Source organism: Kaistia sp. MMO-174, from assembly GCF_037147815.1.
Taxonomy (GTDB): Bacteria; Pseudomonadota; Alphaproteobacteria; order Rhizobiales; family Kaistiaceae; genus Kaistia; species Kaistia nematophila.
Genome location: NZ_JBBCUO010000005.1, coordinates 523,438 through 541,611, shown reverse-complemented (window position 1 = coordinate 541,611; position 18,174 = coordinate 523,438). Strand labels below are relative to the sequence as shown.

The 18,174-nt window shown below is 66.0% G+C and carries 24 protein-coding genes; 5 read left to right on the top strand and 19 right to left on the bottom strand.

The annotated features are described in order from the left end of the window. Positions 1–81 precede the first annotated feature (81 nt). The 17 genes from WFK98_RS20545 to WFK98_RS20465 all read right to left on the bottom strand — a co-directional run bounded on the left by WFK98_RS20545 (position 82) and on the right by WFK98_RS20465 (position 9,495). Positions 82–480, bottom strand: coding sequence for a hypothetical protein (locus tag WFK98_RS20545; protein WP_336801541.1), 399 nt, complete (start codon positions 478–480; stop codon positions 82–84). Then, positions 477–731, bottom strand: a complete 255-nt coding sequence (locus WFK98_RS20540; protein WP_336801540.1) for a hypothetical protein — start codon at positions 729–731, stop codon at positions 477–479. The genes WFK98_RS20545 and WFK98_RS20540 overlap by 4 nt, the downstream gene beginning before the upstream one ends. Next, positions 728–1,126 (bottom strand): thermonuclease family protein, encoded by a 399-nt coding sequence (locus tag WFK98_RS20535; protein ID WP_336801539.1) that lies wholly within the window; start codon positions 1,124–1,126, stop codon positions 728–730. The genes WFK98_RS20540 and WFK98_RS20535 overlap by 4 nt, the downstream gene beginning before the upstream one ends. After that, positions 1,123–1,752: a regulatory protein GemA gene (locus WFK98_RS20530; protein WP_336801538.1), complete on the bottom strand. Its 630-nt coding sequence runs from the start codon at positions 1,750–1,752 to the stop codon at positions 1,123–1,125. The genes WFK98_RS20535 and WFK98_RS20530 overlap by 4 nt, the downstream gene beginning before the upstream one ends. After that, positions 1,749–2,039 carry a hypothetical protein gene (locus tag WFK98_RS20525; RefSeq protein WP_336801537.1) on the bottom strand — a complete coding sequence of 97 codons (291 nt, stop codon included), beginning with the start codon at positions 2,037–2,039 and terminating at the stop codon, positions 1,749–1,751. The genes WFK98_RS20530 and WFK98_RS20525 overlap by 4 nt, the downstream gene beginning before the upstream one ends. Further along, positions 2,036–2,272: a hypothetical protein gene (locus WFK98_RS20520; RefSeq protein WP_336801536.1), complete on the bottom strand. Its 237-nt coding sequence runs from the start codon at positions 2,270–2,272 to the stop codon at positions 2,036–2,038. The genes WFK98_RS20525 and WFK98_RS20520 overlap by 4 nt, the downstream gene beginning before the upstream one ends. Continuing rightward, positions 2,269–2,994 carry a DUF7168 domain-containing protein gene (locus WFK98_RS20515; protein WP_336801535.1) on the bottom strand — a complete coding sequence of 242 codons (726 nt, stop codon included), beginning with the start codon at positions 2,992–2,994 and terminating at the stop codon, positions 2,269–2,271. The genes WFK98_RS20520 and WFK98_RS20515 overlap by 4 nt, the downstream gene beginning before the upstream one ends. 9 nt (positions 2,995–3,003) lie before the next feature. Next, positions 3,004–3,651, bottom strand: coding sequence for a DUF3164 family protein (locus tag WFK98_RS20510; protein ID WP_336801534.1), 648 nt, complete (start codon positions 3,649–3,651; stop codon positions 3,004–3,006). Next, positions 3,638–4,069, bottom strand: coding sequence for a hypothetical protein (locus WFK98_RS20505; protein ID WP_336801533.1), 432 nt, complete (start codon positions 4,067–4,069; stop codon positions 3,638–3,640). Before WFK98_RS20505 ends, WFK98_RS20510 begins: the two co-directional genes overlap by 14 nt. After that, positions 4,066–4,293, bottom strand: coding sequence for a hypothetical protein (locus WFK98_RS20500; RefSeq protein WP_336801532.1), 228 nt, complete (start codon positions 4,291–4,293; stop codon positions 4,066–4,068). Before WFK98_RS20500 ends, WFK98_RS20505 begins: the two co-directional genes overlap by 4 nt. A gap of 1 nt (position 4,294) precedes the next feature. After that, positions 4,295–5,311 (bottom strand): AAA family ATPase, encoded by a 1,017-nt coding sequence (locus WFK98_RS20495; protein WP_336801531.1) that lies wholly within the window; start codon positions 5,309–5,311, stop codon positions 4,295–4,297. Between the two features lie 41 nt (positions 5,312–5,352). Further along, positions 5,353–7,293: a transposase domain-containing protein gene (locus WFK98_RS20490; RefSeq protein ID WP_336801530.1), complete on the bottom strand. Its 1,941-nt coding sequence runs from the start codon at positions 7,291–7,293 to the stop codon at positions 5,353–5,355. Continuing rightward, a complete protein-coding gene (locus tag WFK98_RS20485) occupies positions 7,290–7,787 on the bottom strand; it encodes a hypothetical protein (protein ID WP_336801529.1) in 498 nt (165 codons plus the stop codon). Before WFK98_RS20485 ends, WFK98_RS20490 begins: the two co-directional genes overlap by 4 nt. A 1-nt stretch (position 7,788) precedes the next feature. After that, a complete protein-coding gene (locus WFK98_RS20480) occupies positions 7,789–7,971 on the bottom strand; it encodes a hypothetical protein (protein WP_336801528.1) in 183 nt (60 codons plus the stop codon). A 1-nt stretch (position 7,972) separates the two neighbouring features. Further along, the gene (locus WFK98_RS20475; protein WP_336801527.1) at positions 7,973–8,809 is read right to left on the bottom strand and encodes a ParB/RepB/Spo0J family partition protein; all 837 of its coding nucleotides are present in this window, start codon (positions 8,807–8,809) and stop codon (positions 7,973–7,975) included. Further along, entirely contained in the window at positions 8,806–9,078 is a 273-nt protein-coding gene (locus WFK98_RS20470; RefSeq protein ID WP_336801526.1) for a hypothetical protein, read from the bottom strand. The genes WFK98_RS20475 and WFK98_RS20470 overlap by 4 nt, the downstream gene beginning before the upstream one ends. 135 nt (positions 9,079–9,213) lie before the next feature. Continuing rightward, on the bottom strand, positions 9,214–9,495 hold the full coding sequence (locus WFK98_RS20465; protein ID WP_336801525.1) for a helix-turn-helix domain-containing protein: 282 nt from the start codon (positions 9,493–9,495) through the stop codon (positions 9,214–9,216). Between the two features lie 130 nt (positions 9,496–9,625). On the opposite strand from WFK98_RS20465, the gene WFK98_RS20460 reads away from it, so the two are divergent. Beyond that, a complete protein-coding gene (locus tag WFK98_RS20460) occupies positions 9,626–10,318 on the top strand; it encodes an XRE family transcriptional regulator (RefSeq protein ID WP_336801524.1) in 693 nt (230 codons plus the stop codon). A gap of 34 nt (positions 10,319–10,352) precedes the next feature. Next, a complete protein-coding gene (locus WFK98_RS20455; protein ID WP_336801523.1) occupies positions 10,353–10,808 on the top strand; it encodes a hypothetical protein in 456 nt (151 codons plus the stop codon). Between the two features lie 491 nt (positions 10,809–11,299). On the opposite strand, the gene WFK98_RS20450 is transcribed toward WFK98_RS20455, so the two are convergent. After that, on the bottom strand, positions 11,300–12,517 hold the full coding sequence (locus tag WFK98_RS20450) for an ABC transporter substrate-binding protein (RefSeq protein WP_336801522.1): 1,218 nt from the start codon (positions 12,515–12,517) through the stop codon (positions 11,300–11,302). A 53-nt stretch (positions 12,518–12,570) separates the two neighbouring features. Beyond that, entirely contained in the window at positions 12,571–14,331 is a 1,761-nt protein-coding gene (locus WFK98_RS20445) for a substrate-binding domain-containing protein (RefSeq protein WP_336801521.1), read from the bottom strand. Positions 14,332–14,630: 299 nt separating this feature from the next. Here WFK98_RS20445 and WFK98_RS20440 point away from each other — a divergent pair, with 299 nt between their 5' ends. The 3 genes from WFK98_RS20440 to deoC all read left to right on the top strand — a co-directional run bounded on the left by WFK98_RS20440 (position 14,631) and on the right by deoC (position 18,165). Beyond that, positions 14,631–15,623, top strand: coding sequence for a nucleoside hydrolase (locus tag WFK98_RS20440; protein ID WP_266336969.1), 993 nt, complete (start codon positions 14,631–14,633; stop codon positions 15,621–15,623). A gap of 498 nt (positions 15,624–16,121) precedes the next feature. Next, positions 16,122–17,159: a sugar-binding transcriptional regulator gene (locus WFK98_RS20435; RefSeq protein WP_336801520.1), complete on the top strand. Its 1,038-nt coding sequence runs from the start codon at positions 16,122–16,124 to the stop codon at positions 17,157–17,159. Then, on the top strand, positions 17,149–18,165 hold the full coding sequence (gene deoC / locus WFK98_RS20430; protein ID WP_336801519.1) for a deoxyribose-phosphate aldolase: 1,017 nt from the start codon (positions 17,149–17,151) through the stop codon (positions 18,163–18,165). The genes WFK98_RS20435 and deoC overlap by 11 nt, the downstream gene beginning before the upstream one ends. Positions 18,166–18,174 lie beyond the last annotated feature (9 nt).

Genomic DNA, 18,174 nt, shown 5'->3' with positions numbered 1-18,174 from the left:
CGGGAAAATGCCCCGGAACTGTTTCCGGGGCCGGGTTCGAAGCGGCTTCGAAGCGGGCTCACGATAGCCCTGAAACCGCCTTCAGAACAAGGAGAGCTGATTGGCGTTCGCCGCGCCCCGCAGCTTGGCGCGGCGATAGCGGACGGCGCGGGTCGTGACGCCGGCCATGCGGGCGATATCGCGCTCGGAGAGGTCGTCGCGGGCGCAGAGCGCGGCGAGCCGGCGCTGGAACTCGGCGGTGGCGCCGGTGCCGCCGCGCGGCAGCTCGACCCACATGCCGCCCTGGCCGGTGGCGATATGCTTGGAGAGGATGTCGGCGGCGTCCTGGCCGATCGCGCGCACCACGGCGCTGTTCGGCTTGAACAGCACCGGCACATAGAGACGGTCGCCGCCCAATGCCGAGACGAGGCGTACCGCGTCGGCTTCGCCGAGCACGGTGAGCAGCTCCTCGAACGGCAGATAGGCGGCGGATCCGCTCATGCCTGCTGGACCCGGATGTTGCGGACGGTGGCGACGACGGTCAGGCCCTCTTCGCTGCCCTTCGATGGATAGCGATAGACGAACCGCCCCGTGACCGAGCCGTCTTTGCGATACCAGGCGCCCGACGTCGGCATGAGGGTGGCGCCGCGCTCGATCAACCCGGCGTGCCCTTCGAAGACTTTCGCGGCGAGCCCTGCGATCTGGGTCGCGGAGGCGCTGAGCCGCCAGGACTTGCGACGACGCGAGCTCACGGCTTCCTCCTCGGGACCGGATAGCCGCACCAGCCATTACGCCGCTCGCCATGATAGACGCGGGCCAGCCCTTCGCTGATCAGCACGCGGGCGACATCCCGGCCATCAGCGCGGACGATCGCCAAGGTCCGGCGATACTTGTCGGGTCGGCCCGAGCGGATGATCTCGATGTCGTCGGTGTCGACGAGCTCGGCCAGCCGGTCGCGCGCCAGCTCTGCCAAACGGCGCTCTGCCGGACACTTGGCCTGCAGCTCGGGAGCGTCCAGACCGATGATGCGGATCCGCTCGGAACCGAGGCGAACGGTGTCGCCATCGGTTACAGAGAGCCTGTCGGCGGCTGCCGCCGAGGTTGTCAGCATCAGCGCAACCAGCGCCGTAAGAGCAAACCTCTTCACTTCCGTTCCCCCTGCATGCGGATCTGCTCTCCGAGCTCAGCCTGGTAGCGGTCGAGGTCGTAGACACCATCGAGATTGGTCAGCGGCAGCCCGAGCCGATTGAGCTGGGCGGTGATAACCGCGCGCTTGGTGGCATTCGGGTTGGGCGTACTGCCCGGCCAGAGAACGCCAGATTCGCGCGCGATCCATCTCTTCAAGCCCTCGATCGCCTTCATCGCGTCGGCCGCCTCGCGCAGGAATCGCGTGTGAGAAAGACCGGTCTGACGCTCGACGAAGGCAACCAAGCCCCGGTCGGTGCGGTCGTGCACCACGCCGAGATGCCACCCGGAGATCCAGAGCGCGCGGAGCTTGCGGGCATAGGGACCGTCGAGACGCATGGCACCTTTCACGGCTGGTGCCCGCTGCGCTGCGCGCTCGGCCCTGTCGCGCGTCTTCGGACGGTACGGGTTGGGATAGGTGACCACGAAGCCAAGCCGAGTAAACTCGTTCATGACGAGGGAACGTTCGTGGGGCGACAGATCCTTCGCGGACCGCTTTCCGGTCACGCGCTCCAGAACGTCGCGATAGTCGTCATCATCGAGATCCAGCTCTTTCTTGGCGACGTGGATGGCGGCGAGAGAGGTCATGCTGATTTCACCATGGGGAGATCGACGAGAGATTGAGCGAGGACCAGAGCGCGGAGCGTCGCCTCGTGCGGAATGAGGGCCTTTACGAAGTGGTAAGTCTGGCCGGCGCGCTCGGCGGTTGCCCGGGCTTCGGCCAGGGTCCGCTCCGCCGTGGCGCTCGGATAGCGCGCCGCGAAAACCTCCAGCTGGCTGACGGTGCCTGCCTCGCGCTGTGCGATCAGGAAGAGATCGACGGCGATATCAGCCAAGCTGGCGTCCAGAAGGGGGATCGCGGCGCGCTGCGTCATGCGGCCCTCGCCACCAAGGTGAGCCGGCCGGGGGCGACGGCGAAGGATCCGACGCCGTCGACGCGGACCTTCAACCAGCCTTGGCCGAGCTCCTTGCTGACGCGCCCCTGGGCGCTGCTTGAGCCGTCGCGGAGGCAGAATTCGACCTGGTCGCCCAGCCGGGGAACATCCGCGGTGCGGGCGGGCCGAAGATCGTCGATCTCGTAGCGTTTCAGGAGATTGTCGTGGGTCATGACAGGATTCCTGCTGGCTGGCTGCGGTCGGCAACGCTTGCTTCGATGGCGAACGGTTGACCCGCTTGCCAACCCTGCCCGAGAGCTGCCATGCGGGATCGACCCGTTGCCTTTTGAACTGGGCGGAGCGGATCGAGCGTGATGCCCAAGCGTGCTAACGCGCCATCGGCGATGCGGATGTTGCCCTGGATGAGGCGGCTCGCCTCTTCGGGCGTGGTGCCCGGAAAGCGCCGCCAAAGGCCCTGCCAGATCTTGGACTTGATCGAGAGAGCAAAGCCCTCCTGGAAAGCCTTCAAGGCGGCAGCGCGGGTCTTTGGCTTCCGACGCTTCCGGTATTCCTCGGTCGACCGGAAATCGGTGATCGCGTGATCCGCCGCACGGCGGATCACCTCGTGCACGTACTCGGCAATGAGGACGTCTGAGCTGCTACCGACATAGGCATATTCCCAGCGATTACCCGCCCGCTGAAAGAAGCCGCTGCAGTTCGCGAAGGTCGCCACTCGTCGCCAGATCGTGTCTATCGGTGTCCGCCGTGGGCCCATTTGCACGGTCAGGACAACCAGGTCTGGCGTATCCAGATCAGCCTCGGTGAGCTCATAGGTCGACATCAGCTCGGCGGCCTTCTCAGCGGCGGCGAGGGCTTCGGCTTCGGTGCAACCATTGGCCTCGGTTTTTGCTCTCAACGCCGCGAGGCGAGCCCGGATTTTGGAGAGATCAGCCATGATCCGACCTCACGCCGCTGCCAGGTCGATGGTGATCGGGCGCCAGCCGCCCTCGGCGCCCGCCCGCTCGTGAAAGCGGATGTAGGTCTTGGAGCCGATGATGCGGATCGAATCGCGGATCGCCTGCATGGCGGCCTGCCAGCGCTCGTCCTCGATGGCGACGCGCAGCAGCATGAACAGCTCGGACCGGTTGATCTGCCCCTCCTTGTCGACGTTGAAGGCGCGCGTGACGATGGCGCGGAGTTCGTCCCGCGATCCCTCGGACCATTCCCCGAGGCACGCGTCGACGAGCCGCTTCGCCGCCTGTAGCTCGGGTCCGAACTCGATCTGATCGGCGACCTGGACGGTCACCTTCAGCGTGCCGTCGAAGCTGGTCAGGGTGACGTTGCCCTTCGGACCGCCCAGCGTGGCGCCGTATTCCTGCGCGATCAGCGCCTGCAGCGAACCGACATCATCGAAGCAATGCCCCTTGAAACGGGCGATCTGCTCCGACAGCTCGCGAGCGAAGGTCATCATCTTGCGGACCGTCTCGTCGGCCAGCTTGTCCATCGGCTTGACCATGGCGAGCGGCACGAGATTGCCCTTGGCGTCGGTCATGTATGGCTTGCCGCCGACATCGGTGACGCCGGGAGCGAGAGTGGCTTCAGGCTGCTGCATGGGACATTTCCTCTTGCTGGCGAACGATTTTGAGGGTGAGGCCGAGCGTGTTGAGCACGGCGAGAAGGTCGGAAAACCGGGGATCGATCGTGTGCCCCCAGCGCGAGATCTGGTGTCGGTCGAGGCCGGCGCGATCGGCGATCTCCGTCAGGGTTGCCCGCTGACGATTGGCCTCGACATAGATGCGGCGAACCGCCGGATGGGCATGCAACGGCACCGGCAGCCTGCCGCGCCAGCGCGTGCCGGCATGGTTGCCCTTCGGGCTCGGAGCGACGCGGATGCCGAGCATTTCGGCCTTGTGCCAGATCGACCGGCTGGAGCGACCCAGTTCCTGCCGGCACATGACGATGCCGAGCGGGGCGATCGCGCGAAGACGCGCGATCTCCTCCTTGGTCCAGCGTCCGGTGCGCACGATCATTGCGGCCTCCGGAACGGAAGGATGGTCGCGCCTGCTGTCGCCTCCGGCAGGAAGGGAACGTGAGGACCGAGCTGCTCCAACCGCATTTCCATGTTGGCGGCTTCGATCGCCCAGGTCTGGAAGATGCGGCGGTGTGCCTGGACGGCCTCGTCGTTCATCTGCAGGCCGGAATGCTCATACTCGCGGAAGGTGCGCGCGAGCTCACGGATGGCATCAGACAGCATTTCAGAGGGCCTCCCCGGAACGGTTGCGCCAGGCCGAGCGGATATGGCTGGCATTGAGCTCCTCACCGGCGCCAGCGGCCTGCATGGCTGCCAGTCGGATCGTCTTGTCGATCTGGCCGAGCGTGCCGGGCTTTCGGCCGATGACGGTGAGAAGCCGCCGGCAATCCATGTCGGCGATCTTCCAGGCGTCGAGCAGCGCGGTGATGTCGCCGTCGAGCGGCGACATGCGCTGGAGGCGCTTGCCAATGCGCCGGTGCAGCTGGCCGTGGCCGGCCTTCGGGTCGGCCTTGGCGAACCGGGTGTAGACGTCGAGATTGCCAACGAGCGCGATGCCGCAACCATAGAGGTCGAGGAAAAAGCGCAGTTGGTCGACGGACTTGTCGGCGAGGTTTTGGGCTTCGTCGACGATCAGCAGAGTGTGGCGACCGTTGCGCTTCAGCCGTTCGCCGACCGCGCGGTCCAGTCGGCCGGGGTTGCGCTCGGTGACATCGAGCGCCTGGGCAAGCTCCTGCAGCATGGCGTGCACGCCGGACGTCGTTGGGCGCATGGTGACGTGGAACACGGAAGACCGCTCGGCCGCATAGTTGCGGCAGGCCATGGTCTTGCCCATGCCGGCCTCAAGCGTGATCACCACCAGTTCGGGCGAGGTCTGCGCATAGATCAGCGTGTCGGTCAGCTCCCGCGCAGTGGGCAGGTCGACGAAACCCGGCGCGACCAACGTGCTGACGGCCTGGGACCTGGCGTCGGAGATGGTCTGCAGGAAGCGCCGCACGCGTTCGGTCGTGTTCGGATAGGAACCGCCATAGGTTCCGTCCAGCCACTGCGTCAGCGTCGGCAAAGGAATGCTCGAAGCCCGCGCAACATCGGTGCGGTTCAGCGTCTTGGTGCGGGCATGGGCGACCAGGTCGGCGCGCGCCGCCAGCCAAGTCGAGAGATCACCGGGCGAGAGCGCCGGCTCTGCCTTCGGTGCGCCCCATCCGTCCACTGCGGGGGCATCTTGTTCGAGAATGTCGGTCATGCGATGGTCCTGTTGCTACGAGGTGTTGCGGGCGGTCTTCTTCAGGGACCGCCCTCTTCTTTCCGGAAGGGGATTACGGCCCCGTCCTGGAATTGGCGGACGGCAGCCGAGAAAGCCTCGGCGCCGTCCCAAACTTCCAAATTCGAAGGTGTGCGGCCGCCGGCAACCATCCGGACGACCTTTGGCGAAACCGGCTCCATCGGCGTCGGGTCGGGCAGCATGGCTGCGGCTTCGTCGATCGTGAGACGCCGCTCCATCTCCAGCAGCTCGCGCCGCGACCGGAGATAGGTCCGCTTGCGGCGGGCATGGTCCCGCGCCGCATCGATATCGAGGAAGCCGGTCGCCGCGATGCACTCGGCCTCGCAGAGGAAGGAACCGTCCGGCCGATAGACAGCGATCGGCAGCATGAGGTTCTGCGGATCGAAACGGACGATCACCTTCCGGCCGGCGATTTCGGCCAGCGGCTCGGCCCAATAGCGGTTGTCGCCCAGGGCCAGTTCGCCGGTGATACGGTGTGCGGTGACATTCTCCGCCGCCATCAGGAACAGCCGGCGCTGTTCCTCGGTAGCGCGGCGCACCAAGGACGTCGGTGCTTCCATGCTCTCGCGGAAGACATCGGCGAAGGAGCGGCCCTTGGCGACGGCCGTGCGGCGGTTGGCCTTGGCGTTGTGCCGGGCAATCTCGGCCGCGACCAGCTTCTCGAACTCGTCGAACGCGATGGCGCGCGCGCCGTAATTGTCCGGTTTCGCGGTCGGGCTGTTGCCGGTATAGGCGCCGGCGCATTTCGGGTGGCGGGCGATCTCCTCGCAGAGGTCGCGGAAGGCGCGCTCGATCGGCTTCGCCTGGCCGTGATACGGCGTCGTGAAATGCACCTGCACGCCAAGGGCAGTGAGGATGCCGGCGGGTTCATCATCCCGGATTTTGAACCGGAAACGTGTCTTCGCACCTGCCGTCAGCCACTTAGAGGCGAAGTGCCGGCCATTGTCGAAGATGACGTGATCGGGAATGCCGAAGCTCTCGATCATGTCAGCAAGGCAGAGGCGAACGGCAGTCCAGTTCTCCGATCGGTCGAGGCGGTGCGCCACGATCATGTTGGAATAGAGATCCTGAAAGGCGGTCATCATCGGTCGGCCGACCGTGCCGTCCGGCCATTTGACGAAGACGTCGAAGCGGTGACCATCTGCGTTGACCGCTTCCATGGCTTGGAAAATCGAGCGGTCGCGGGTCTGGTGCGGGAAGATCTGCGCGGCGGCATGCCGACCCTTGCGGGCAAGCACCTGGACCGAGCGCGGTACGTCGCGCTCGATGCGCCGTTTCAGCGTCTTGGCCGAGGGGATGGGAGACCAGCCGTGCTCGCGTGCGGCATCGGAGAGCCGGCTGAAGCACTCCTCGAAGCATGGCTGCTCCGGCCGCAGGTAGTCGGCGAGCAGGTAGTCCCAGGCGCGCGGGTCGCATTCAACTGTGGCCGTGCGGCCCTTGCGCTGAGGCGCGAGAGCGGCAAGTCGGTCTGCACGGCTGACGGTAGCGGCCGTCTTCAGCCAACGATAGAGCGTGGAAACGGGGATTTGCGCGTCATGGGCGACGGCTGCAATCGCAGCTTGGCGACCAGTCGTCTTGGTCAGCAGATCGACCTGATCAACCGCCTGCAGCCGGCTGGCGGCCTCGTCTTTCGCCTTCTGGGAAAGGCCTTCATAGGCCTGCCAAAGCAGCTTCGAACGGGCGTCGTTGGCGGTGACGGGCACTGGGACCATGGCAGCATCGAGCAAGCGCGATTGCGCGTCCGGCGGCAGCAGGGTGATGTGATATTCCCAGCCGCCGCCCTGGCCACCCTCAGCCTGGCGGGAGCGCGCGCGATCGGCGCGCCAGCCGGCCTCAAGCACGAGGCGATTGAAGGCGGAAGGGTCGGAAGGCAGCGCGGGCGAGCCGGCCGCCAAGATCTCTGCCGGGCGGAACCATTCGCGCTTGCGTTCGGCGAAAGTCATACCCGTCTCCGGCGATGCGTGGCGACCTTGACGGGCTCTTCGCGGAGCTTCCGATCCAGTCCCTTGATTTCGTCTTGCAGCTGACGAACCTGCTGTTCCAACAGGCCGCGCTGGGCGAGATGCGCCTCCTCGCCTTCGAGCACGATCAGCCCGTCATCCTCGACCAGGACGTCCCACAGCCAGGTCGCGCCGGTCGCGCGGACGAAGGCGACGAAGCGGGTGATGCCGATCTCGTGTTCGGGCTTGGTCGGCGCGGTGTAGGTGTAGAGAGCATCCGCGGTCAGCTCGCGGCCGGTCATTTCCGTGATGGCAGCGGCGACCTGGGTGGCATTGAGCGGGCACTCCTTCAGCGCCCGGCCCATCGCCGTCTTGATGCGCAGCGACAGGTCGAGCGGGCGCATCGCGGTGGTCGGCTGACGCACCGGGTACATGTCGGCATAGGCGAAGAGGTCGCCCTGCCGCTTGTCCGCCCCCTTCTTGCCCCCGTTCGCCATGTCAGCGCGTCGCCTCGCCTTCCGGCTTCGATGCGACGGCCGGCTTCAGGTCCAGGAAATCGACGGCCGCATAGGCGGCGTGGCGGTCAAGGCCGATCCCTGCCATGACCGTCAGGCGCGTTTCTCTCGATGCTTCGGTGAGCTGGCGCAGGATCGAAAATGCCTGCTCTTTGTCGTTGGCCATATCAGTTGTCCTTGGACCGGCGACGCGGGTTCACGACGGCGTCGGCGACGTCCTCGGGCACCTTGATCAGCGAGAGGAACTGGCGCTTTTCCCGAGCGCTGGCGCGCGACCAGATGTCGAGCAGCTTGGCGGCTGTGACAGGCGGCGGGCCGGCGACTTCACCCGGCTGCCGGAACGCCTCTCGGATGTTCTGCGCGTCTCCAGCAGCGATCTTGGTCAGCGCGATCTTCTGGCTGTCGGGCGACATCGCCACGAAGGCCTCAAGGTCGCGCTGGTGGTCGACGAGATAGGTGCCGCGCAGCTGCGCGACGATCTCGGGCGTCAGGCCGGCGGCGATGTTGCAGGCGCGCTGGATGGAGCGCTCGGACATGCCGACCTTCTCGGCCGCGTCGGCGGAAAATCGAGTTGCCAAGTTGGCGACTTGATTTTCATCTTTGTTTTTCAGTGACTTGCGGTCACCGCCGTGCTGGGTATCGGGATACATCCGCTCCCACACGGCCTTGCGCTCGGCGAGGAAGATGGCGCGGTCGAGCACTGACAGCTCGCGACGGACAAGGTTCTCATCGATTTCAGCGAGGCGGGCTTCATCGTCCGTGAGCTGTTCGACCACCGACATGATGGTCTCGTGGCCGAGTTTGGTCACGGCGGCATGGCGATGTTCGCCTGCAACCAGCTCGAAGCGCTCCCCCTTGGGCCGCACCAGGATTGGCTGCTTCAGTCTCGAAACTCCGATGAGGCCCGCCAGATGATCGACCCACGCCGGATCGAGATTTCGCAGGCGATTGGCCGGCACGTCGATCAAATCGAGACGGATGGGGAGAACGGTCTGCGAGGTCATGCGGAGGTACCTTGATCAGCGGAAACGGCGCCGTCGTGCCAAGCCGGCAGCGTGAAAAATGGCTGGTCGCCAGGCGCGTGGGCGGACAGCAGGTCAGCCCACTCCACCGCGATCGGATTGGTCGGGAATATCTTCGCGTCTTCAACGAAGAAGCTGACCCTCGGCAGGGCGAGAACCATGGGCCCGCTGGTGTCGAGCGTGATGTCGCCTGCGAAATAGGAGAGGCCGGAGGGCGACAGGTTGCTGGCGCGAACGATCAGGAAGCGCATCAGAAGCCTCCCAGCCGCCGGGCGAGCACGACTGCTGAGCCGATATCCGACCAGCGGATGACGACCAGGGCGAAGGCTGCCAGGACGGAGAGTTCGACGAGATCACGAATGGCGCGCATCGAGCGTTTCCCCTGTCTACGCGGTGAGGCGTTTCAGACTGGCCGAGGCGGCATCGTCTGCGGTATGAAGGGCGGGCGTTGTGACGCGTGAGTGGTAGCGTTCCGGCCAAAGTTCGGACGGCTCGATACTGAGAAAGGCGGAGATCGCCAGTTCGCCGGCCGGATGCCGACGATGCAGGGCGACGCGCGTCGAGGAGGGTTCGAGGCCGGCATCTGCAGCGATGCCAAGCAACGTGCCGCCGCGACGATGAATCTCCGCCTTGATCGCATGTCGATCCCAGCGTTTCCGCTTCCGCATTCCTGACGCTCCGCCCCTCTTGAGCCGGCCGCATGGCCGTTTTTTTGAGGTTCATTGATCACAATTGTGACCAACTTAATCGCAGTTGCGATTACGGTCAAGGGGATCGCACTCTATTGCGATAAACGGTTTGGCGCGTCCGAAGAAGCAGCGACCCGAAGGGCTCTCCGAGTTTCACGAACGGCTTGCAGCCTTGGTAGATGAGGCTGGAGGTCAGGCCGCATTTGCTGGGAAGGCGGGGATTTCCCAGTCTGGACTGAACCGGATTCTGCAGGGAGGGCAGCCGACGCTGGAGACGTTAATCGCAATTGCGTCGGCTTCCGGGCGTGGGATCGAAGAATTAATTACTGGAGAGATAAATCGTTCGCCGGCTGCGGTGCCTGGGGTCGGCGCGGTTCTGGCGGGAGAAATCTTCGAGCTCATTCCGCGATACGACGTGAACGCCTCGGCGGGATCTGGTGCGGTAGCCCTCACCGAGATCGTCTCGGAAGAGATGGCGTTTCGACGTGACTGGCTGAAGGAGATCGGCGTCTCGCCCCAGAGTGCGAAGCTGCTTTCCGCCACGGGCGATTCGATGGAACCGCTGATTCCAGATGGCGCCCTGATGCTAATCGATAGTTCGATTCGCGAGGTGCGAAACGGCTGCATCTACGTCATCGTTAAGGATGGCGATCTCTTGGTGAAGCGGGTGCATCGTAAGATCGACGGCTCCATCTCGCTAATATCGGAGAACCCGCGCTATGATCCCGAGGTCATATCGGCGGACTTCCTGGACAAACTGCATATCGTCGGTCGCGTGCGCTGGGTCGGACGTTCGATTTGATCTCTATGCGGGCCGATTTGCTGGAGAAAGACCTATGCTGCGCGTGCTTCTGACAGGCCTGTCGATTTCGCTCATGACCGCATCAGCGCCGGCTATGGAGAAGACGTCCACTCTTCAGCCGATTGAACTGGCCTCCTGTGGGGAGGCGGATTCGGAATGTCTCGAATATCGGACCAAAGTGGAGCACGACTTTCCGCAGGCTCTCAACGGCGACTACAGGGCAATGTGGACGGTTGCGATCGGAATGGCCAATGGCCTGGGTGTATCGCAGAACATGGTCGGTTCATGCACTTGGGCGTCGCTGGCGATCATGACAGGAGACACGCGGGTCGATGACAATGCCGTAGCGATGGCCAAGAACGGTTGCGCCAAGCTCGACACGGCCGGCCTGCTCGCAGCTCGCCAACAATTCGATGGTTTGGCGCCCAAAGCGCTGAAATCCCCCTCGGCCGTCTTCCCATTCAGCCCCGGCATATTGGCCCGGCCCTGAACCACGTACAATTTGCCAGACCTCCGGCTCGACGGATTGGGCGAAATGGCGGAACTCCGCGACTACGTCGCGGCGGCCAAATCCAGACTTCCCGTCAGGGTGAGAGAGACTGAATCCTTCCGAACCTGCGCCGTCCCGTCAGCGGTCTTTCTCGGCTCAAAGCCAGCAATTCAGCCATTTCAAAGACTATCCGGCCCGGCCTCAAAGGCACTTCGAAGCGCAGAAGGCGCGGTAGCAGGATTCTCATTTCAAGTGTCCGCCGCGCCCCGATATTCTCATTTCAAGTGTCTAAGCGACCGATCGATCTAGACACAGAAAATGGCAGAGAAACCGCAGAATGCCGTGCTTTTCCCGCTCAATCCCGCAGGATCCCGGCCAATCCCGGGTTTCTCATTTCAAGTGTCCACCCACAGCCGGCCTGGCGGCAGGAAGGCAGGCAAGACCCTCACCCAACCCTCTCCCGCAAGCGGGAGAGGGCGAGGCACAGCGGATCAGTTCAGGCCGTTGATCGCGGCGCAGGCCTTCTTGGCGGCTTCGGCCGGATCGGCGCCGGAATAGACGTCCTGCGCCAGGGTCACCTCGATGTCGGAGACCTCGAGATAGCGGGCCGAGAGCGGACGCGGCTGGGCGTTGCCGAGATGCGTCATGATCTTGTCGGCGCCCTTGCGGTTGGCGTCGAGGAAGGTCTTGGCCGCCTTGACGTTGGCCGGGATCAGGTCGACGACCGCGCCGTTGACGTCTTCGCGCGTCAGGAACTGGATGAACTTCCAGGCCGCTTCCTGGTGCGGCGACGACTTGTAGACGACGAGGTTCCAGCCGCCATAGGTGCCGACCGGGGTCTTGCCCGCCGGCGCCGTGCCGTTCTCGAAGCCCCAGTCGATCTTCGACTTCTGCAGCGTCGGCTGCTCCAGCGCCGGCCAGAACTCGACGCCGAGCGAGCCGTTCAGGAACAGTTCGCGCATGTCGCCCGAGGACGCGTTCAGGATGCCCTTCGGCGCGAACGGCACCAGCGACTGCAGATAGGCGAGCGCCTCGACCGATTCCTTGCTGTCGAGCGCGCACTTGCCGTCCGCGTCCAGCACCTTGCCGCCATTCGAGAAGATGAACGAGTTCATGACGACGACGGTGTCTTCGCCCTTGTGGCCGAACAGGCCGACGCCGTACTTGCCCTTGGCCGGGTCGGTCAGCTTCTCGGCCGCCGCCTTGAGGCCGTCAAAGGTGGTGATCGAGGCCGGGTCGATGCCGGCTTCCTTGAACAGCGCGTTGTTCAGGAACGAGAACTGCCAGACGTCGACGTTGAACGGCACGCCGTAGAGCTTGCCGTTGTAGTTGGCCGAATCCCAGGCGCCCTTGAAGAATCCGTCCTTGGTCAGGCCGGCGGCCTTGGCCTGCTCGTCGAGATCGGCGATCGCGCCGGCTTCGGCGAAGGCGCCCTGCCAGATCTGGTCGACAGTCGAGACGTCCGGGGCGTTGCCGCCCTGCACGGCGGTCAGCAGGCGCTGCTGGAACTCCGGATAGGGGATGGTCGTGACTTCGACCTTGATGCCGGGATTCTCGGCCTCGAAGCGCTTGACCGCCTCCTGCTGGTACTGGCTCAGGCCAGATTCGGTCTGCTGGTTGTCCCAGAACTTCAGCGTGATGGTGTCCTGCGCGAACGCGGCAGGCGTCAGTCCCGCGAGCATGGTCGCGGCGAGAAGCAGTTTCTTCATGGTAGTCCCTCCCAGGTGTTCTTCAAAGTCGCATCTGCAGTCCGTCCGGCCGCTCAGGCCTTCCGTCTGTCCGCCACCGGCCTCCCGGTGCGGGGCGCCGCCATCTCCTCCGGCTCCTCGTCGGCAAGCGTGATGCGCGTGCCCATCGAGGCAAAGGCGAGCCGATCCGCCGGCAGCGAGGCGGAATCCGTGATCAGGTCGTCGATCGCGCCGAGCGCCACGATGCGGTGGCTGGCCTCGACGCCGACCAGCGAATGGTCGGCCATGACGACGACCTCGCGCGAGGCGTCGACGAAGCGCTTCGCCGCCAGCGCCAGCCGCTCGTCCGTCGCCGAGGCGCCGAAATGCGGCGAGATGCCGTCGACCGACAGGAAGGCGCGGTCGACCCGCATGGTCTCGAACAGGGCGCCGAGGCTGGGGCCGACGAGGCAGCGATCCTTCGGCTGGTATTCGCCGCTGGTCATGATGACCTTCAGGCCCGGGCGGCCGGAGAGCCGCTCCATCACGTCGACGGCGTTGGTGACGATGGTGATGCCGGTGCGGCTCATCAGTTCGTCGGCGAGGAGCGCCGAGAGGATGCCGCCATTGATCAGGATGGTGTCGCCGGCCTGCACGAGGCGGGCGGCGCTCCGCGCGATCAGCCGGCGGATCGCGGCGATCTCGCGGGCGATGCCGGATTGCGGCGCGGCGATGCGAAGCTCGAAGCCGAGCGCCTCGGCCCGCTCGCGCATGGCGCGCGCCATGTTGCGATACCAGTCATGCGCCGGATAATGCGGCACGAAGCCGATGGCGCGGCGCGGCCCGACCGAGCGGACGAAGGCCGGTCGCTCGGCGCCGCCGAGGATCGAGGCCTCTGCCTCCGGCGCCAGCCCCCAGCCGGCGCCCGCCTTGCGATAGTAACGGTCGAGCGTATCCGGCGTGACCACGACATGCGGCGTGCGGACTTCCTCCGGCATGGCGCCGCCATGCAGCGCGCTCGCCAGCGTCTCGACGGCGCGGATGCCGACGATTTCCGGGAACAGCGCCGAGGCCGCCTTGAGCTTGCCGCGAGACGCCAGCGCATCGAACAGCGCGCCCCCCTCGCCGCCGACGGAGAAGGCGCTGACATCGGCGACGCCGGCCCGGTCCGACGCCTCGATCGCCGCCAGTACCGAATGGTCGTTGACGCCGAAGATCACGTTGATGTCCGGGTAGGCGGCGAAGGCATCGAGGCTGGCGCGCAGCGCGATGCGGAAGCTGCCCTGGCCGTCCACCCGCCAGGGCCGGACGACGCCAGAAAACGTCTCGCCAAAACCCTTGATGAAGCCGTCGCAGCGGGCGCGCGTGTTCGGCAGCGTTTCGAGCGAGACGAGCAGAAGCCGTGCCTCGGCAATCGCCCCAGCCATCATGCGGCCGGCGGCGCGGCCAAGCTCGCGGCCGGCGGTGAAATTGTCGGGGCCGAGATACACGCCGCCTTCCTGCGGCGAGGATTCGGCGAGGAACGGGATATGCCGGCGCTTCGCCAGCATGCGCAGCGTGTCGGCGCCGCGCCCGCCGATCGGCGGCAGCACGATGGCGTCAACGCCCTCGATTTCGTCCTGCAGCGCGTTTTCGCGCGGCGCCGGCGCCTCGGCGACCTCGGCGGAGGCCGGCTGCAGCAGCGCGCCGCCATGCGTGCGCTCGACCCGGCCCTCCCCAGCCAGCCGGACGATGTCGCGCCGGATCGTGACGCTGGAAACGCGGCCGATGCGCTGCGCGATCTCCAGCACGGAGACCTCCTCGCCCGCCTGGGCAAGGATCTCGAGGATCCGGTTTTCGCGCTGCCTTTTGATCATATTGATCACTTTTCCTGATGTCTCGATCATTATCGTCAGCGGATTTCGGCAAGCAAGACGCGAAAACACGGCGAGACACATTGATCGATTTGATCGATTTGTCGTTCTTGACTAGCCGAGCGGATCGGCTTGAGCAGGATGGCGCGAGGCGTCGGCGGGGAGAAGTCGGGGCGCTTCGACACGGGGCCTGTTCAGCACCGCGATTCTGGACGATCTTGGCCGCCCCCGGCGCCGGCCTGCCCGCCGCCTTCCGAAGAGAATGGGGCGCCCGGCGCCCCCCGAAATGACCAGGACCCGACATGGCCGAAGCCACATCCGCCCCCATCAAGGTGATCTACGACACCGATCCCGGCATCGACGACGCCATGGCGCTGCTGTTCCTCGAATATGCGCCCAGCATCGACCTCGTCGGCATCACCACCGTGCTCGGCAATGCCTCGATCGACACCACCACGCGCAACGCGCTCTACATGAAGCAGCTCTTCAACCTCGCGGCGCCGGTGGCGCGCGGCGCCGGCAGGCCGCTCGCCGTGCCGATGGTCGAGGAGCCGCACTACATCCACGGCCATAACGGCCTCGGCGACGTGCCGATTCCCGAGACGCTGTCGGTCAAGGAACACGAGCTGCCGGCGCATCGCTTCATCATCGACATGGTGCGCAAGCACCCGCATGAGATCGTCATCGTCGCCGTCGGCCGCATGACCAACCTGGCGCTGGCGCTCCGCGAGGACCCCGGCATCGCCGAGCTGGTCAAGGAGGTCGTCATCATGGGCGGCGCCTTCGGCTTCTACGGCCATTCCGGCAATGTCACGCCGGTGGCGGAAGCCAACATCATCGGCGACCCGCACGCCGCCGACGAGATGTTCGCGGCCAAGTGGCCGGTCGTCGCCGTCGGCCTCGACGTCACCCAGGAATGCGTCATGACGACGGCCTACATGGAGCAGCTGCGCGACAAGGGCGGCAAGGCCGGCCAGTTCTGCTGGGACATCTCGCGCTTCTACGAGGACTTCTATCGCCGCGCGACCGGCATCGACGGCATCTTCGTGCACGATTCCTCGGCTGTCGCCTACCTGATCGATCCGAGCCTGTTCACCACCCGCTCCGGCCCGATCAAGGTGGTCACCGAGGGCATCGCCATCGGCCAGACGATCCAGAAGTCCGCGCTGCGTTCCTTCCCGCCGTCGGCGTGGGACGGCCTGCCCGACCAGAAGATCTGCACCGCCGTCGACGGCCAGCGCTTCCTCGACCTCTACTTCGACACCATCGTCAAAGGCGCCGCCGAGCGCGCATAGGCGACTCTACCCTACCCTCGCCCGTCCGCGGGCGAGGGGTTCCGGCCGGCTTCCACTCGATTTTGCCTCTCCCCGGCCGGACAACCTCCGCCGTCATCCTCGCGGAGGCGAGGATCCATGCCGCCGGGTTCCCGCCGCATGAATCTCCCGAAGCCTCGGCTGAATGGATCCCGGCTCGGAGGCCGGGATGACGGTGAGCGTTGGCGGGCGCCCGAGAACAACCCGCCACCGTCCGGGCTCTCGCCTTCCCCAACCCTCCGTCGTCATCCCTGCGAAAGCAGGGATCCATGCTGCCGGGCTCCCGCCGCAGGAGCCTCCCAAAGGCTCGACTGGATGGATTCCGGCCCGGAGGCCGGGATGACGGCGAGCGTGGACTGACGCCCGAGAACAACCTGCCGCCGTCTGGGCCGATGCCACAGGCCCCAAAACGATTGACTCTGCCGCTACGAGAGCCTATCGGTTTCACATAAGTGATCGCGTCTCACATTTGTGAAAGCAATGCCGAGCGTCGCCAACCCCGTTCCGCCGACCCGTGACGAGCAGCGCGAGCACCGCATGGTGCAGGTCGCGAAGCTCTATTACGACCTTGAGCGGACCCAGAGCGAGATCGCCGAGGAAGTCGGTCTGACCCGCTGGCAGGTCAGCCGGCTGCTGCGCGACGCGCGCGAAACCGGCATTGTCCGCATCGCCATCGTCCCCCGCGCCCAGCGTCTGCCCGCGCTCGAATCCCGGCTGCAGACCGCTTTCGGCCTGCGCGAGGCGATCGTCGTGCCGTCGATGGGCGATGGTGACGTGGCGCAGGACGCGGTGGCGCAAGCGGCGGGGCAGTACCTGGCCGGCCTCAGCCCGCGCCCCGGCCTGGTCGGCGTCTCCTGGGGCCGCACCATGGCCTCCGTGGCGCACTGGCTGGCGCCCGGCTGGAACGACGGCGTCCGCGTCGTGCTGATGAACGGCGCCACCAATCTGAAATCGGCGACGCTGAAGACCAACACCGTTGCCGAGCGCTTCGCCGAGGCCGGCAACGGCACGGCCACGCTGCTGCCGGTGCCGGCGATCGTCGGCCGGGCCGAGACGCGAAGCGTCATCGAGGCCGATCCGGTAATCGCAAGCGTATTGAAACTCGCCGACGAGGCCCCCGTCGCCTGCTTCGGCCTCGGCGGCATGGCCGGATCGGTGCATGTCGAATCCGGCTACCTGACCGCCGCAGACGTCGACGGCCTCGTCGCCAAGAAGGCGGTCGGCGACCTGCTCGGCCGCTTCATCGACGCGGACGGCGCCATTGCCGACCCGACGCTCGACGCCCGCACCATCGGCCTGGCGCCGGAACGACTGCGCGCCAAGTCGCATTCGATCGGCGTCGCCTCGGGCCGCGCCAAGCACGCCGTCGTGCTCGCCGCCCTGAAGGCGCGCTACGTCAACGTCCTCGTCACCGACGAGGCGACCGCCCTCCACGCCTTGTCGAACCAAGCCGTGTCCGACCAAGCCACCAACGAAAAAGCCCTTTCCGAAAACCGGGAGAACACCCATGCCGGCTGACGGCTCCACGGAGCGCAAGACTGCGCCCGCATCGAATACCCCGCCCCTATCGAACGCCCTGAAGCGCAATGACGGCACGCCGCTGCATGTCGACTGGTTCGAGGGCGCCCAGGTCAACACCTCCGCCGCCGAGCGTCGCGCCGCGACGCTGACCACGCGGCGGACGGTGAAGAAGGAATACCAGGCCGCCTGGCTGGTGAAGGCGGTGACGCTGATAGACCTGACGACGCTCGCCGGCGACGACACGCCCGGCCGCGTCCAGCGCCTCTGCGCCAAGGCGCGCCGGCCGTTCCGCGAGGATCTGGTCGAGGCGCTCGGCCTCCAGGCCAACCCGCCAAAGGTCGGCGCCGTCTGCGTCTACCCGACCATGGTCGCCCCGGCCGTCAAGGCGCTCGAGGGCTCGGGCATCCCCGTCGCCTCGGTCGCCACCGGCTTCCCGGCCGGCCTGACGCCGCTGAAGCAGCGGCTGGAAGAGATCCACTACGCGGTCGGCGAAGGCGCGCACGAGATCGACATCGTCATCACCCGCGCCCATGTGCTGAACGGCGACTGGCAAGCGCTCTATGACGAAGTGGCCGCCATGCGCGAAGCCTGCGGCGAGGCGCATCTGAAGGCGATCCTCGCCACCGGCGACCTGAAGACGCTGCGCAATGTCTACAAGGCGTCGATGGTCGCCATGCAGGCCGGCGCCGACTTCATCAAGACCTCGACCGGCAAGGAAGACGTCAACGCGACGCTGCCGGTCAGCCTGGTCATGTGCCGCGCCATCCGAGACTACCTGGCGCTGACCGGCTTCAAGATCGGATTCAAGCCGGCGGGCGGCCTCCGCACCGCCAAGGACGCCATGGCCTGGCTGATCCTGATGAAGGAAGAGCTCGGCAATGACTGGCTCGAGCCCGACCTCTTCCGCATCGGCGCCAGCTCGCTCCTCGCCGACATCGAGCGGCAGATCGAGCACTACGTCACCGGCCGCTATTCCTCCACCATCCGCCACGCGCTCGCCTGAGGGGAACGA